This is a genomic window from Halobacillus sp. K22, from assembly GCF_052246795.1.
GTDB lineage: Bacteria > Bacillota > Bacilli > Bacillales > Halobacillaceae > Halobacillus.
On record NZ_JBQQCN010000004.1, the window covers coordinates 1 to 14,764 of the forward strand.

General features: G+C 41.6%; 14 protein-coding genes. All 14 read left to right on the forward strand.

All coding sequences use genetic code 11. From position 1 onward, the window contains the following. Positions 1–253: 253 nt before the first annotated feature. Positions 254–1,174, forward strand: coding sequence for a riboflavin kinase (locus tag ACTWPM_RS04405; RefSeq protein WP_443131862.1), 921 nt, complete (start codon positions 254–256; stop codon positions 1,172–1,174). Between the two features lie 127 nt (positions 1,175–1,301). After that, entirely contained in the window at positions 1,302–1,571 is a 270-nt protein-coding gene (gene rpsO, locus ACTWPM_RS04410; protein ID WP_443131863.1) for a 30S ribosomal protein S15, read from the forward strand. A 121-nt stretch (positions 1,572–1,692) separates the two neighbouring features. Next, positions 1,693–3,816, forward strand: a complete 2,124-nt coding sequence (gene pnp / locus ACTWPM_RS04415) for a polyribonucleotide nucleotidyltransferase (RefSeq protein WP_443131864.1) — start codon at positions 1,693–1,695, stop codon at positions 3,814–3,816. Positions 3,817–3,920: 104 nt separating this feature from the next. Then, positions 3,921–4,844 carry a polysaccharide deacetylase family protein gene (locus ACTWPM_RS04420; RefSeq protein ID WP_443131865.1) on the forward strand — a complete coding sequence of 308 codons (924 nt, stop codon included), beginning with the start codon at positions 3,921–3,923 and terminating at the stop codon, positions 4,842–4,844. Between the two features lie 17 nt (positions 4,845–4,861). Continuing rightward, positions 4,862–5,101, forward strand: a complete 240-nt coding sequence (locus ACTWPM_RS04425) for a YlmC/YmxH family sporulation protein (RefSeq protein WP_443131866.1) — start codon at positions 4,862–4,864, stop codon at positions 5,099–5,101. A 339-nt stretch (positions 5,102–5,440) separates the two neighbouring features. Beyond that, on the forward strand, positions 5,441–6,343 hold the full coding sequence (gene dpaA, locus ACTWPM_RS04430) for a dipicolinic acid synthetase subunit A (protein ID WP_443131867.1): 903 nt from the start codon (positions 5,441–5,443) through the stop codon (positions 6,341–6,343). Beyond that, positions 6,333–6,932, forward strand: coding sequence for a dipicolinate synthase subunit B (locus ACTWPM_RS04435; RefSeq protein ID WP_443131868.1), 600 nt, complete (start codon positions 6,333–6,335; stop codon positions 6,930–6,932). Before dpaA ends, ACTWPM_RS04435 begins: the two co-directional genes overlap by 11 nt. 104 nt (positions 6,933–7,036) lie before the next feature. Beyond that, positions 7,037–8,083: an aspartate-semialdehyde dehydrogenase gene (asd, locus tag ACTWPM_RS04440; protein ID WP_443131869.1), complete on the forward strand. Its 1,047-nt coding sequence runs from the start codon at positions 7,037–7,039 to the stop codon at positions 8,081–8,083. A 25-nt stretch (positions 8,084–8,108) separates the two neighbouring features. Next, positions 8,109–9,350: an aspartate kinase gene (gene dapG, locus ACTWPM_RS04445; protein ID WP_443131870.1), complete on the forward strand. Its 1,242-nt coding sequence runs from the start codon at positions 8,109–8,111 to the stop codon at positions 9,348–9,350. Beyond that, positions 9,344–10,243: a 4-hydroxy-tetrahydrodipicolinate synthase gene (dapA, locus tag ACTWPM_RS04450; RefSeq protein ID WP_443132030.1), complete on the forward strand. Its 900-nt coding sequence runs from the start codon at positions 9,344–9,346 to the stop codon at positions 10,241–10,243. Before dapG ends, dapA begins: the two co-directional genes overlap by 7 nt. Before the next feature lie 117 nt (positions 10,244–10,360). Further along, entirely contained in the window at positions 10,361–11,086 is a 726-nt protein-coding gene (locus ACTWPM_RS04455) for a ClpP family protease (RefSeq protein WP_443131871.1), read from the forward strand. Then, positions 11,083–11,289 carry a YlzJ-like family protein gene (locus ACTWPM_RS04460; RefSeq protein ID WP_443131872.1) on the forward strand — a complete coding sequence of 69 codons (207 nt, stop codon included), beginning with the start codon at positions 11,083–11,085 and terminating at the stop codon, positions 11,287–11,289. Before ACTWPM_RS04455 ends, ACTWPM_RS04460 begins: the two co-directional genes overlap by 4 nt. 208 nt (positions 11,290–11,497) lie before the next feature. Further along, the gene (locus ACTWPM_RS04465) at positions 11,498–13,807 is read left to right on the forward strand and encodes a DNA translocase FtsK (protein ID WP_443131873.1); all 2,310 of its coding nucleotides are present in this window, start codon (positions 11,498–11,500) and stop codon (positions 13,805–13,807) included. Between the two features lie 198 nt (positions 13,808–14,005). Next, positions 14,006–14,731: a GntR family transcriptional regulator gene (locus ACTWPM_RS04470; RefSeq protein ID WP_443131874.1), complete on the forward strand. Its 726-nt coding sequence runs from the start codon at positions 14,006–14,008 to the stop codon at positions 14,729–14,731. Positions 14,732–14,764: the final 33 nt, after the last annotated feature.

The window sequence follows — 14,764 nt, forward strand, 5'->3', positions numbered from 1 at the left end:
ACCCCGATAGACACGACCAGCATAAGCCGACCATCAAAAGGATTGTGCTTTTTCCATCCGTTGATGAGCGGCTTATGTCTCGAGTGTCTGGGTGATGGAACAAGACGAGTTATTTCCCCACCAACCCCTTTCTATCTAGAGCAACGGGCCCAATTGTCTCGAAACTGAGTCTTCCAGAAAAGGGAGCTTTTTTGTAAGATTGAAGCGGGGGATTAACAGGATCTAATAAAAAGTAATAAAGCAGGTGAGTGAATTGAAAACGTTTCGTCTGTCGCAATCGTCATCGGCCTCAGTAGACTTGAAACCAAACGTAACAGCTGTAGGTTTCTTTGACGGGGTTCATAAAGGTCATCAGCAAGTGATCAGCACGGCTATAGAGAAAGCTCAGGAATGGAACTTGAAAAGTGCCGTAATGACTTTTGACCCTCATCCTTCTGTAGTTTTAAAAAAGGAAAAGCAGCATGCGCACTACATTACTCCCCTTAAAGAAAAACAGGAAATTCTTGAGAATATGGGAGTAGATTATTTATTCGTCATTCATTTTGATACTGACCTGGCTGCTTTATCTCCTCAAGCATTTGTAGATGAATATTTTGCTAGTTTAAAAGTAGAGCATGTCGTAGCAGGATATGACTTCAGTTATGGGCACAAGGGGAAGGGCTCCATGAAAACACTTCCTGAACATGCTAAAGGGAGATTCACTCATACTGTCGTTAAGAAAGTTGCCCAGGACGAGGATAAAGTTAGTTCTACAAGAATTCGTGCCTTACTTGATGAAGGAAGGGTTTCTGAGGTTCAAAAGCTTTTAGGGCGAAAGTTCGCGGTGCGAGGAGAAATCAGTGAAAAGAGCTCGGAGAAGTGTTTTACCATCGATGTGAGCCCTTCTTATTATCTTCCTCATTCTGGCGTTTACGCTGTAATGATCTCGTATCAACAAAGGCACTATAAAGGAATGGCGGTTCTAAAGAACAGTGAGCTTACTGGAAATGAAAAAACGAACCGAAAGCTATTTCTTCATTTTCTTGAAGCTCCACACTCTGAACTCCCTGCAGAGTTTATCGTTTATTTTCATCAATTGATCAGAGAAGAAAACCTCTCTGGTCAGATGAGTGAACTCAGTAGTCAAAGGGAAAAAGATAAAGCGGATATCCGGCATTTTTTTCGCATAGGTTAAAGGTTATCCTTGCATTTTGTCTTCAAAAATTGTAATCTTTACTATGGAACCTTCGCTTGGCGGCACGTAACTCCGACGTCCGCTCGGGGAAAGGGAATTTTAAATTTTTACAGGAGGTGTAGCTATAATGGCTATCACACAAGAACGTAAACAGGAACTAATCAATGAGTACAAGACTCATGACACTGACACTGGATCTTCTGAAGTACAAATTGCTGTACTTACAGCTAAGATTAATGCATTGAATGAGCATTTGCGTACTCACAAGCAGGACCACCACTCTCGTCGTGGCTTGCTTAAAATGGTAGGTAGACGCCGTAACCTATTGAACTACCTGCGTAATAATGACATTACACGTTACCGTGATTTAATTAAAAGTCTTGGCTTGCGTCGTTAATGATGGTAGAAAAAGCGGGAGTATTCCCGCTTTTTCTGTATGTTTACATACATAAGGGTGTAAACTGAGATTAAACCCTTAATTGTACTAATGAGTTATTTTGAGAGGAGTTAAGTTTTATATGGCAGATGAAAAGCAAGTGTTTTCAATTGATGTGGCCGGCCGTACTTTTTCTGTAGAAGTAGGCGAATTAGCAAAACAAGCTAATGGTGCTGCACTTATCCATTATGGAGATACAACCGTTCTTTCTACAGCAACGGGGTCCAAAGAACCGAAGGACCTTCCATTTTTCCCTTTAACAATTAATTATGAAGAGCGTTTATACGCAGTAGGTAAAATTCCTGGAGGTTTCATTAAGCGAGAAGGCCGTCCTAGTGATAAAGCAGTCCTGGCTTCCCGCCTGATCGACCGCCCAATCCGACCTCTTTTTCCTGAAGGATTCCGTAATGATGTTCAAGTTATAAGTTCTGTGATGAGTGTGGATCAAAATTGCTCATCAGAAATGGCAGCGATGCTGGGTTCCTCTATTTCCCTTGGCATATCCAACATTCCTTTTGAGGGGCCTATCGCCGGCGTAATTGTTGGACGGGTAAACGGTGAATTCGTGATTAATCCAACTGTAGAAGAGCAAGAGAAAAGTGATATTGATTTAACAGTAGCCGGAACGAAAGATGCGATCAACATGGTAGAAGCTGGAGCTGAGGAAGTTCCGGAAGCAGACATGTTAGAAGCAATTATGTTTGGGCACGAAGAGATTAAACGTCTGGTTGCATTCCAGGAAGAAATCATCGCGGCTGTCGGCCGTGAGAAAATGGAAGTACAGTTGTTCGATCTTGAAGCAGAACTGAAACAAAAAGTTGAAGAAGAAGCTACAACTTCCATCGTTTCTGCCATTAAAACAGAAGAGAAAAAAGCAAGAGAAGATGCGATTGAGCAAGCTAAAAATGACGTGATTGCTTCATATGAAGAACAAGAAGCAGATGAGGAAACGATCAAACAAGTTGGAGCTATTCTAGAAAATATCGTTAAGACCGAAGTGCGCCGTTTGATTACGAAAGATAAAGTTCGACCAGACGGAAGAGGTGTAGATGAAATCCGTTCCTTAACTTCTCGTGTAGGTCTACTTCCGCGGACGCATGGTTCAGGGTTGTTTACAAGAGGACAAACCCAAGCTCTTAGTGTTTGTACATTAGGTGCCTTAGGCGATGTTCAAATTTTAGATGGACTGGACTTGGAAGAATCTAAACGTTTCATGCACCACTACAATTTCCCGAAATTCTCAGTCGGAGAAACTGGGCCAATACGTGGACCTGGCAGACGGGAAATTGGACATGGCGCATTAGGGGAGCGTGCTCTCGAAGTAGTGATTCCATCAGAAACTGAATTTCCTTACACGATTCGTCTTGTATCAGAAGTTCTGGAATCCAATGGTTCTACTTCTCAGGCAAGTATTTGCGCGAGTACATTGGCCATGATGGATGCTGGTGTACCTATTAAAGCTCCAGTCGCCGGAATTGCAATGGGGCTCGTGAAATCAGGCGATGATTATACGATACTGACTGATATTCAGGGAATGGAAGATGCCCTTGGAGACATGGACTTTAAAGTAGCAGGAACTGAAACAGGTGTAACTGCTCTTCAAATGGATATAAAAATCGAAGGGTTATCCCGAGAAATTCTTGAAGAAGCACTAGATCAAGCTAAAAAAGGCCGTATGGAAATTTTGGGTCATATGCTTGAAACACTTCCAGAAACCCGAAGCGGACTTTCCCAGTACGCTCCGAAGATTATGACCATGAAGATTAATCCTGATAAAATCCGTGATGTTATTGGACCAAGCGGGAAACAAATTAATCAAATCATCGATGATACTGGCGTTAAAATCGACATTGAACAAGATGGAACCGTCTTTATTTCTTCTACGGATGCTGACATGAATGCTAACGCTCAAAAGATAATTGAAGACATCGTGCGCGAAGTAGAAGCAGGGGAAGTTTACGATGGTAAAGTGAAACGTATTGAGAAATTCGGAGCCTTTGTTGAGTTATTCAAAGGAAAAGAAGGTCTTGTACACATTTCTGAAATGGCTGAAGAACGTATCGGTAAAGTTGAGGACGTTGTATCTATTGGGGATACTATTAAGGTGAAAGTCAAAGAAATTGACAATCAGGGACGAATCAATCTTTCCCGTAAAGCTATTCTCGTAGAAGAGAAGAAAAAACAGGAAGCTAATACAGAACAGTAGCTTCAACTTAAATGAAATAAAGATGCTGGCCTGCCAGTTTCTTTTTTTCGTGTAAGGGTCTAACTAGTTTTTTACTTTCATACACTTTTTTAGGAGTGGATTGTATGAAAGTAAGAAAAGTTGGACTTTTTTTTATGGTGATTTTTTTTACTGTAGGAGTTGGACTGGCCTACCTGACAGTTGGTCTACCGGAAGCTCCGGTTTCAGGTAGTGATGCTCTATATCAGGAGATTGAGAAGAAAAAAGTTAATTATGAATGGAAAGCTGAAGATGCACGGATTGATTCTGTGTGGAAAAAAACACCTGGAATTATCGGACGCTCTGTTGATGTAGAAGCCTCTTATTTAAAGATGAAGGAAAAAGGTAAGTTTGACCCGAAACTGCTCGTATTTAAACTGATTAAGCCTAAAGTTTCCCTTAGTGATCTTCCTCCTTCTCCTATTTACAGAGGGCATCCAGAAAAGCCGATGGTTGCGTTTTTAATCAATGTATCCTGGGGAGAAGAATACATTCCTGATATGATAGAAACCTTCAATGAACATCAGGTAAAAGCAACGTTCTTTATTGACGGAGCGTTTGCACAAAAATTTAACGAACTGGTTCAGATGATTGAAGAGGAAGGGCACACCATCGGTACTCATGGTTATAACCATAAAGATATGGGGCGGATGTCGAAGGAGGAAGCCAGAAAAAATCTGGAACAAGCAAATGAATGGTTATTCGCTCTGACAAAGACTCAGGTTAAATACTTTGCGCCTCCATCAGGGAGTTATAACATGGCTGCGGTCGAAGCAGCTCACGAGATGGGAATGGAAACCGTGCTATGGACTGTGGATACGGTGGACTGGAAAAAGCCGACTCAAGACGTACTGATGAACCGAGTGATGGGACGCATTCATAACGGAGCTACCATTCTAATGCATCCTACAGAAGTTACAGCCGGCAGTCTGCCGGAGCTTATTCAGTCGATTAAAAAAGAAAATTATCGGATCGGTTCTCTTCCAACGCTGCTCAGTGAAGAACGTTAAGGAAAGGGTGGACCATAATGAGGTTAAAATCACTAGCTAAAAAGGAAGTAATTGATGTGGAAAATGGCCAGAAACTCGGTGTGCTCGGCAGAGCTGATGTCATATTTGAGCCAAGTACAGGAAAAATTGAATCTATCGTTATTCAAAACAATGGAATGACAGGGATTGGACCTGCAAGAAAAGAATTAATCATAGACTGGGAACAGATTCAGACCATAGGAGAAGATACGATTTTACTAAAAAATAGTTCAGATTAATTATAGGGTTTATATTTCATTCAAGCTCCAATGTGAGGCTTATTTCACTTCCCCTTAGTTCTTAATGTAAATCAGGACGGATAAAAAGGAGAGCAGGCGAACCCCAAAACCTGAACGATCTTCATGTTGGGATCATTTCAAGATAAGGGATAAATTAACCTATTGATGTAACAGAAAGAAAAAATAGAAGTTTAAAGAAACCATCCTATGGAATCCATAAGATGGTTTTTTAATGAATTTTTATTTCTTTGAATGGGACCCGTTCATTTGCTTTCACTAACTGTCTGGTACGGCATAGGATACAAGGAGATTAGATCATAGAAAAAGGAGACATCCGGCATGCTGACAGGATTTCATGTAGCGGTTATAGGGGGCGATGCCCGGCAGATCGAAATCATTCGAAGACTGAATGGTTGGGGTGCAACTGTTTATATAGCCGGCTTCAATCAGTTGAATGAAAGTTTTACTGAGGCCATCGACCTTGACTTTGACAGTGATCAGGTAAAACAATTGGATGCGATTATCCTTCCTATTCCAGGAATGGATGAAGACGGGAACGTGGACGGAATTTTTTCTAACCGTCTGATATCAATAACGGAAGATTGGCTTAAAAAGACCCCTGAACATTGCTTGATCTTTACAGGGATTTCAAATAATTATTTAAATGATTTAACCAAACGTGTAAACCGATCTCTTATTCCTTTGATGGATCGTGACGATGTTGCCATATTTAATTCCATACCCACTGTGGAAGGGACGCTTATGCTGGTAATCCAGCATACGGATTTTACGATTCATGGATCAAAAGTAATCGTTCTTGGATTAGGGCGCGTAGGGATGGGGCTCGCCAGGACATTTGATCATCTTGGAGCAGAGGTGTCTGTGGGGGTAAGATCTTCTAAGAGTGCTGCAAGAGTATATGAAATGGGATTGACTCCAATTGACATGACAAACCTTGAGGACGCTGACCTGGAATGCGATATACTTTTGAATACTGTTCCTCAGCTTGTGGTTGACTCTTCCATGATTAAACAGCTTCCCTCACATGCATTAATTCTAGACCTTGCTTCTAAGCCAGGAGGAACAGACTTCGGCTACGCAGATAAAAGGGGGATTAAGGCTATTCTTGCTCCGGGTCTCCCCGGTATTGTAGCGCCAAAAACAGCGGGGCAGATCATTGCTGATGTTGTCTATCGCTTATTAAGTAAGAATATTAGGAAGGAGATCGATCATGACGCATAGTTTAAAAGGAAAAACAATAGGATTTGGTCTTACCGGTTCTCATTGTACCTATCATGAAGTGTTTCCTGTTATGCGGGAACTTGTAAATATGGGAGCGATTGTAGTTCCGATCTTATCTTATACCGTGCAAAAAACGGATACTCGTTTTGGGGATGCTGCCGATCACTTGAAGACCATTGAGAAGATTACGGGGGAGAAACCGATCATGACCATTCCGGATGCTGAACCCCTGGGGCCTAAACGTCCACTGGACTGTATGGTAATTGCCCCTATGACGGGGAATTCCACCAGTAAGTTTGCTAATGCACTGACGGATTCTCCAGTTTTAATGGCTGCAAAAGCTACTCTTAGAAATGAAAATCCAGTAGTTTTAGCCATTTCAACAAATGATGCGCTGGGGTTAAATGGTGTAAATGTGATGAGGCTGATGGCCACGAAGAATATTTATTTTGTACCGCTTGGTCAGGATCATCCATACAAGAAACCGAATTCTTTGGTAGCTGACATGACGCTTATTCCGAAGACGATTGAGAAAGCGATTGAAGGGAAACAGCTTCAGCCTGTTTTAATTGAACGTTATAAAGAGTAAATTTCCTGTTAAGGACCAACTGGCTGTGGTAATATGATAAAATAACAAAAATAGTGACAAATTCAACTATTCTAACAATAAATAAAGAAAAGGGGTTACTAATTATGAGCCAATCCAACACATATAACGTTGCTGTAGTAGGTGCTACAGGAGCTGTCGGTCAAAAGATGCTTGAAACACTTGAAGATCGAAACTTTCCAATTAATCAATTAAAACTTTTATCCTCCAGTCGTTCAGCCGGTCTGAAGACGACATTTAAAGGAAAAGAGTACGTAGTAGAAGAAGCTTCTCCTGAAAGTTTCACAGATATAGACATTGCATTATTTTCTGCTGGTGGATCCGTTTCAAAAAAACTAGCTCCAGAAGCCGTGAAAAAAGGCGCTGTTGTCATCGATAATACTAGTGCATACCGTATGGCTGAAGACGTACCTCTTGTCGTACCAGAGGTGAATGAAGCAGATATTAAAAATCACAAAGGTATCATAGCCAATCCGAACTGTTCCACGATTCAAATGGTAGCAGCCCTTGAACCGATCAGAAAATCATTAGGAATAAATCGAGTAATCGTTTCCACCTATCAGGCCGTTTCAGGTGCTGGGAATGAAGCTGCAGATGAACTGAGAGAACAATCTCAGGCGTTTTTGAACGGAGAGGACCTTGAAGCTAATCTGCTTCCTGTTAAAGGAGATGAAAAGCATTACCCAATTGCCTTTAACGCCCTGCCGCAAATTGATGTTTTTCAAGATAATGGATATACATTTGAAGAAATGAAAATGATTAATGAAACCAAGAAAATTATGCATATGCCAGAGTTATCTGTTGCAGCCACATGCGTTCGTTTACCGATTTTTACATCTCATGCGGAAAGTGTGTATATTGAGGTTGAACAAGACGGTGTATCAGTGGAAGAAATCCAGCGTCTATTAGCGGAAGCTCCAGGTATTGTTCTGCAGGATGATCCTGCTACACAAACCTATCCTACTCCATTAAGTTCGGCTGAAAAAAAGGATGTATTTGTTGGACGCATCCGTAAAGATTTGGATGAAGACCGCGGATTCCATTTATGGGTGGTCTCCGATAACCTCTTAAAAGGGGCCGCATGGAATTCAGTTCAAATTGCAGAGCGAATAGTTGCTAATCAATGGCTGTAAACTTTTTATGAGTTGAGGTGGCCGAATGAAGCTGCTTGTACAAAAATTTGGAGGAACATCGGTCCGGGATCGGGAAAGCAGATCCCGGGCAATCACTCATGTCAAAAAAGCCCTTCATGAAGGGTATAAAGTAGTGGTTACCGTGTCGGCAATGGGAAGGAAAGGAAGCCCCTATGCGACCGATACGATCTTAGGTTTAATTAATTATCCAGATACGTTGGTGTCAGAACGAGAACAGGATCTTCTTATGTCTTGCGGGGAGACCATCTCCTCCATTGTTTTTACCCATGAGTTAACGAGGGAAGGGGTTTCAACTGTTTCTTTAACAGGAGCACAGGCTGGATTTTTAACGAATGACGATTTTACAAGAGCTAAAATTATTCGGATGAATCCGGCAAGAATCTATAAAGAGCTTGAAACTCATGACGTGGTAGTAGTAGCTGGTTTTCAGGGGCAGACGGAAAAAGGTGAAACGACTACGATTGGCCGAGGAGGCAGTGACACATCCGCTGCAGCACTCGGAGCGGCATTATCAGCTGAGTTCATTGATATTTTTACAGACGTAGAAGGAATCATGACGGCGGACCCACGAGTGGTTACATCAGCTCGACCATTAAATGTGATTACGTATAATGAAATCTGTAATTTAGCCTATCAAGGTGCGAAGGTTATTCATCCAAGAGCAGTTGAAATAGCAATGTACGCTAAGGTGCCTATTCGTGTCCGTTCAACTTATTCAGAGCTGCCAGGAACGTTGGTAACTGGAATAAAAGAACCTCCTGCTGGGAAAGACATTTCCGATCGTGTCGTAACAGGAATTGCCCATATGATGGGGCTGACTCAAATAAAAGTTCTCTCAAAAGAAGATCCCTCAAAATTACAATCCGATGTTTTTAAGTCTATGGCTGCTGCCAACATTTCGGTTGACTTCATCAATATTTCTCCAAGTGGCGTCATTTATACCATCAATCATATTTATACAAAAAAAGCGGTCAGCATTCTTGAGGATTTAGGGTACGAACCTGAAATAAAAGAAAAGTGTGCTAAAGTTTCTACTGTAGGAGCGGGAATCGCCGGCTTCCCTGGCGTTACGGCTAAAATCGTTCAGTCTCTAACAGATTCCGGTATCCAGATTCTCCAATCAGCTGACTCCCATACAACGATATGGGTGCTGATTAAAGAAGAGGATCTAGTTCAGGCTGTTAATGCGCTTCACGAATCTTTCCAGCTCAACGTAGAAACGGTGAAAGGGGAAAGAACATCATGAATTTCGGGAAAGTCTTAACAGCCATGGTTACCCCTTTTGATAATCATGGAAAGATGGATTTAAAGAAAACAACGGAACTTATCGACTATTTATTAGCCAATGGAACCGATGGATTAGTGATCGCTGGTACAACTGGTGAATCACCAACTCTTTCACCTGAAGAAAAAGTGGAACTCTGGGAACATGTGGTTAAGGTGGTAAATGGACGTGTTCCGGTAATTGCAGGGTCCGGGAGCAATAGTACAGATAATTCCATTCATCTATCCAAACGTGCAGAAAAAGCAGGGGTAGATGCTGTAATGCTGGTAGCTCCTTATTACAATAAACCGGACCAAAGAGGTCTGTATCAACATTTTAAGACAATTGCAGAAGCTATTAAGTTACCCGTAATGATTTATAACGTCCCAGGAAGATCCGTTGTGCAGCTGACCCCTGATACAATCGTTTCCTTATCCCATATTAAAAATATAGTATCTGTCAAAGAAGCAACAGGAGATTTAGATGGAATGTCAGAAATCATTTCCCGTACAGAGGATTCTTTCTCCTTATACAGCGGTGATGACAATCTTACACTCCCTGCTTACGCGATTGGAGCTCATGGTATTATCTCTGTATCAAGCCACATCATTGGAAATGAAATGCAGACGATGCTTAAGCTTTATAAAGAAGGAAAGGATAAAGAAGCCGCGGCTCTTCATCGAAAACTTCTGCCGCTGATGAAAGGGATGTTTAGTGCTCCCTCCCCTACACCGGTGAAAGCAGCTTTAAAGATGATTGGAATCGATACCGGAGGGGTGCGATTACCGTTAGTACCATTATCCGATAAAGACCATGCGACAATACAGCATATATTGAGGCAGGTAAAGCCTTATGAAACCGAAAAGGGAGTGTAGTCCCTTTTCGGTTTCATTTTTGGCAGGAAAACGGCTGTTTCTTTCGAGTGACTTGCATGTATGATAGCAGCTTTCTTGAGTCATACTACGTGAAAAGAGCGAAAGGAGCCCTGCCTTATGAAAGAATCTCCTCAAGAACATGAAAAGGATAAATCCAAAGGACAATCGTCCATTGTGGATAAGATCCAGCAGCTTGGTCAATCCAATGTACCTCAGCCTGCTGATTCCAATATTCACGTGCTCCCGATTATTGGGCAAATCGAGGGTCATGTTCAACTGCCTTCTCAAAACAAAACAACGAAATATGAACATATGATTCCTCAGCTTATAGCAATTGAGCAGAATCCTAAGATTGAAGGATTAGTCGTACTGTTAAATACTGTAGGTGGAGATGTGGAAGCTGGACTCGCAATTTCTGAAATGATTGCTTCTTTGTCCAAACCTACTGTTTCTATTGTTCTCGGTGGAGGGCACTCCATTGGTGTTCCTATTGCCGTTTCTTCGAATTATTCATTTATTGCTGAAACTGCAACTATGACTATTCATCCAATTCGCATGACCGGACTGGTCATAGGCGTTCCGCAAACGTTTGAATATATGGATAAGATGCAGGATCGAGTGGTTAATTTTGTGACCAGACATTCTAATGTAGACGAGGAAAAATTCAAAGAATTAATGTTCGCCAAAGGAAACCTGACCCGTGATATAGGCACAAATGTTGTCGGTCAACAAGCCGTAGACCACGGCCTTATCAATGCTGTAGGTGGAGTTAAAGAAGCCATGAGTAAACTGAATGAATTGATCGATCAGAACAAAGTTGACGGGAAGAAGGTCGTACAATGATTCACTATACACCCCTAAGTGAATACGATATTTTTCCTTCCAATGAAAAAGAACATCAAATTGTTTATAATCAGGACAAAAAGTGTTCTGTAAAATGTCAAGATATGGGTGATGGAAAAAAACAAATTGTACAGGTTTTATCTACGGATCCAGCGCATTATATGGATCCAGCCTTACAGCCAGGACAATGGTTGGACTCGTAACCCAATCATTTCCTGTGGTATAATGGTTACACTGGCTAGTCAGGATGTCGAGCATGTTTTCTTCTCCTTCTTAGAAGAGACAATCGGCATCCTTCTCTTTTCAAACTGTGTCTATTATTCTCTCAACCTATTGGATGTGTATATATCTACTTACAGGCTGCTCCAGCGCGCAAAAGTACAAACATTTTATATGGAGGTGTCTATTTTAATGGCTAGAAAAAGAAAAGCTTCTTCAAAATCTAAGAAAAAACAATCTGGATTAAAACAGCAGGTTAAGTTTGAATTGGTGGGATTGCTCTTTATCTTAATTTCTGTGTTTGGAAGCGGAGCATCAGCGATCAGCGACGGAGCTGTACCCGGTGGACTGGAGCGTATCTGGCAGTTTTTCTTCGGTGTATGGTATTTTGTGGCTTCATTATTTTTTCTTATACTCGGGATTTTCTTAATGGTTAAGAGGCGTTGGCCGTCTTTTCTACATAAACGTTTAATTGGAGTATATATTGTATTTGTCTCGCTTTTATTGTTCACTCACTTAGAAACTCTATCCGATGAACTTGCTGCAGGTGAAGGTTCAATTTTAGCTATGACCTGGGAACGTATCACTGGCATGATGAGGGGAGAGCTGTCTTTTTATAGCATCGGCGGCGGTCTTTCAGGCGCTTTCCTCTTGTCCATAACCTATTTTCTATTCTCAGGGACCGGAGCGGCCATACTATCGTTCTTTCTATTTTTAATTGGGATCATTTTTATTAGTGAATGGTCGATAGGCAACTTTGTAGGTGTGGTTGGAAACAAAGGGAAAGAGATTATGCAGGACCAGGTGAAGCGTCTAAAAGAATCCAGAACTCATTCCAAAGAGAAAAAATCTCTTTCCAAACAACCAGAAGAAACTACGGTCCTTGAAATAAATGAGCCGGAGACTCAGGAGTATGAAAATTCGGCTGAACCGATTATCCAGGACTTTACAGATCACGCTTATGCGAATGAGGAGAAGCCAGAACCTCATTCGTCCGAACAAATATCTCCTAAAGAAGAGTATGAGAGAGAGGAACCCAGTCTGGAAAAATCCATGCCTACAGCTGAATTGGAGAATTTCGATTATCAATTGCCTAGTATGGAGCTTTTAGATGAACCGACCTCCAGCCCTCAGAGTCAGGGGCGTTCCCACATTCAGGCGACGGTTCGCAAACTCGAGAAAACGTTTCAGAGTTTCGGTGTAAAAGCAAAAGTGACCAAAGTTCACGTGGGACCTGCTGTTACGAAGTATGAGGTGTATCCAGATACAGGAGTTAAAGTAAGTAAAATAGTTAATTTAAATGATGACCTGGCTCTTGCGCTGGCAGCCAAGGATATTCGAATTGAAGCCCCTATTCCCGGAAAGTCTGCAGTTGGAATTGAAGTTCCTAACCAGGAAATATCCATGGTTTCCTTAAGGGAAGTTTTGGAAACAGGGAAGTCCAACACAGAAGCGAAATTAGGTTTTGCTCTGGGCAGAGATATATCCGGTGAGGCAGTTATGTCAGAGTTAAACAAGATGCCACACCTGCTTGTAGCTGGAGCCACAGGCAGTGGTAAAAGTGTGTGTATCAATGGAATTATTACTAGCATTTTAATGAGGGCTAAACCTCACGAGGTAAAAATGATGATGATCGATCCAAAAAAAGTTGAGTTGAATGTTTACAATGGTATTCCTCATTTACTGGCTCCAGTCGTAACTGATCCAAAAAAAGCATCTCGGGCTCTTAAAAAAGTCGTCTCAGAAATGGAACGCCGCTATGATTTGTTTTCAGATACAGGTACCAGAAATATAGAAAGTTATAACGAATATATTAAAAAACACAATAAAGAAAGTGACGACACCCAGCCTCAGCTTCCTTATATCGTGGTATTAGTGGATGAATTGGCAGACTTAATGATGGTTGCTTCCAATGAAGTGGAAGATGCGATCACCCGGCTTGCCCAAATGGCACGTGCGGCGGGTATTCACCTGATTATTGCAACCCAGCGCCCTTCAGTAGATGTTATTACAGGGGTCATTAAGGCAAACATTCCTTCGCGCATTGCGTTCAGTGTGTCCTCTCAAACAGACTCCAGAACCATTTTAGATTCCGGTGGTGCTGAAAAACTGTTAGGACGAGGGGATATGCTCTTTACTCCGGTAGGATCCAATAAGCCAACCAGGGTACAGGGAGCTTTTCTGTCAGATGAAGAAGTGGAACGAGTGGTCAATTTCTGCGTGGAGCAACAGAAAGCTCAATATCAGGAAGAAATGATTCCTGAGGAAGAAAATGAAGTGAAGCAAGAGGTAGATGATGATCTTTATCCTGAAGCGGTACAAATGGTTATTGAAATGCAGAGTGCCAGTGTATCCATGATTCAGCGCAGGTTCAGGGTGGGTTATACGCGGGCTGCCCGCTTAATAGATGCGATGGAGGGTAATGGAATCGTAGGACCTTATGAAGGAAGTAAGCCAAGGTCTGTACTTGTCTCGCAAGTTTCAGAAGAGCAGTCCTCTTAATTGTTTATTAGCTGATCTAAATTCAGCACCAGCTGCTATAGTCATAAAGTCATAAATAGAGTTAGGACAAAACAGAAAAATGTCCTAACTCTATTTATTTATTTACAGAATAGTGTTATATTAATTAAAAATTGTGATGTGTCAAACGTCAGAGGTCAGATCACTCAATTGCAGTTTAATAGACTTGAGGTGTAGATAATGTCCATAAAGCATGATACGCGTCACCTGTACTTGCAGGTGATTGAGCAGATAAAAAAAGATATTGAAAACGGTATCTTTATCGAGAAACAGAAATTACCTTCTGAGTTTCAACTATCCAAATCTCTTGGGGTTTCAAGGGCGACATTAAGAGAAGCACTTCGACTCCTGGAAGAAGAAGGAGTTGTGACTAGAAGACATGGCGTAGGGACATTTGTAAATCCGAAGCCGCTTTTCACATCTGGAATAGAGGAACTTGATAGTGTAACAGGGATGATTGCGAAGTCGGGCATGAGTCCTGGAACGCAGTACTTAACGGCTGAGCTTGTGGAAGCTACTGCAGAAGACCGCAAACGCTTTGCTGTGCTGGATCTACATAATTTAGCAAAAGTGGAACGTGTCCGAACAGCAGATCAGGAACCGGTAGTTTATTGCATTGACAAAATTCCTGAGGGACTTCTGCCTATTGACCAAATTCGCGAAGCAGACTCCATGTTCGGAATTTTGGAAGCCTATACAGGTAAATCAATCAGCTATGCGGTCACCCATATCGAACCTATTGGCTATCATGAAAAAATTTCACCAATCTTGAATTGCGAACCCGAACAAGCTCTGCTGTTATTGAAACAAATGCATTATACAGCGGATGATGAACCAATGCTTCTGTCTTCCAATTACTTTAGAGCTGATAAATTCAGCTTCCACGTTTTAAGAAAAAGAGTGTAAGCGTTTTCAATAGTGTGTACCAATGAAAATATT

Bases quoted from the DNA above. Each gene is read 5' to 3' on its own strand.
- rpsO (WP_443131863.1), top strand. From the start codon at position 1,302: ATGGCTATCACACAAGAACGTAAACAGGAACTAATCAATGAGTACAAG.
- pnp (WP_443131864.1), top strand. From the start codon at position 1,693: ATGGCAGATGAAAAGCAAGTGTTTTCAATTGATGTGGCCGGCCGTACT.
- ACTWPM_RS04420 (WP_443131865.1), top strand. From the start codon at position 3,921: ATGAAAGTAAGAAAAGTTGGACTTTTTTTTATGGTGATTTTTTTTACT.
- ACTWPM_RS04425 (WP_443131866.1), top strand. From the start codon at position 4,862: ATGAGGTTAAAATCACTAGCTAAAAAGGAAGTAATTGATGTGGAAAAT.
- dpaA (WP_443131867.1), top strand. From the start codon at position 5,441: ATGCTGACAGGATTTCATGTAGCGGTTATAGGGGGCGATGCCCGGCAG.
- ACTWPM_RS04435 (WP_443131868.1), top strand. From the start codon at position 6,333: ATGACGCATAGTTTAAAAGGAAAAACAATAGGATTTGGTCTTACCGGT.
- asd (WP_443131869.1), top strand. From the start codon at position 7,037: ATGAGCCAATCCAACACATATAACGTTGCTGTAGTAGGTGCTACAGGA.
- dapG (WP_443131870.1), top strand. From the start codon at position 8,109: ATGAAGCTGCTTGTACAAAAATTTGGAGGAACATCGGTCCGGGATCGG.
- ACTWPM_RS04455 (WP_443131871.1), top strand. From the start codon at position 10,361: ATGAAAGAATCTCCTCAAGAACATGAAAAGGATAAATCCAAAGGACAA.
- ACTWPM_RS04460 (WP_443131872.1), top strand. From the start codon at position 11,083: ATGATTCACTATACACCCCTAAGTGAATACGATATTTTTCCTTCCAAT.
- ACTWPM_RS04465 (WP_443131873.1), top strand. From the start codon at position 11,498: ATGGCTAGAAAAAGAAAAGCTTCTTCAAAATCTAAGAAAAAACAATCT.
- ACTWPM_RS04470 (WP_443131874.1), top strand. From the start codon at position 14,006: ATGTCCATAAAGCATGATACGCGTCACCTGTACTTGCAGGTGATTGAG.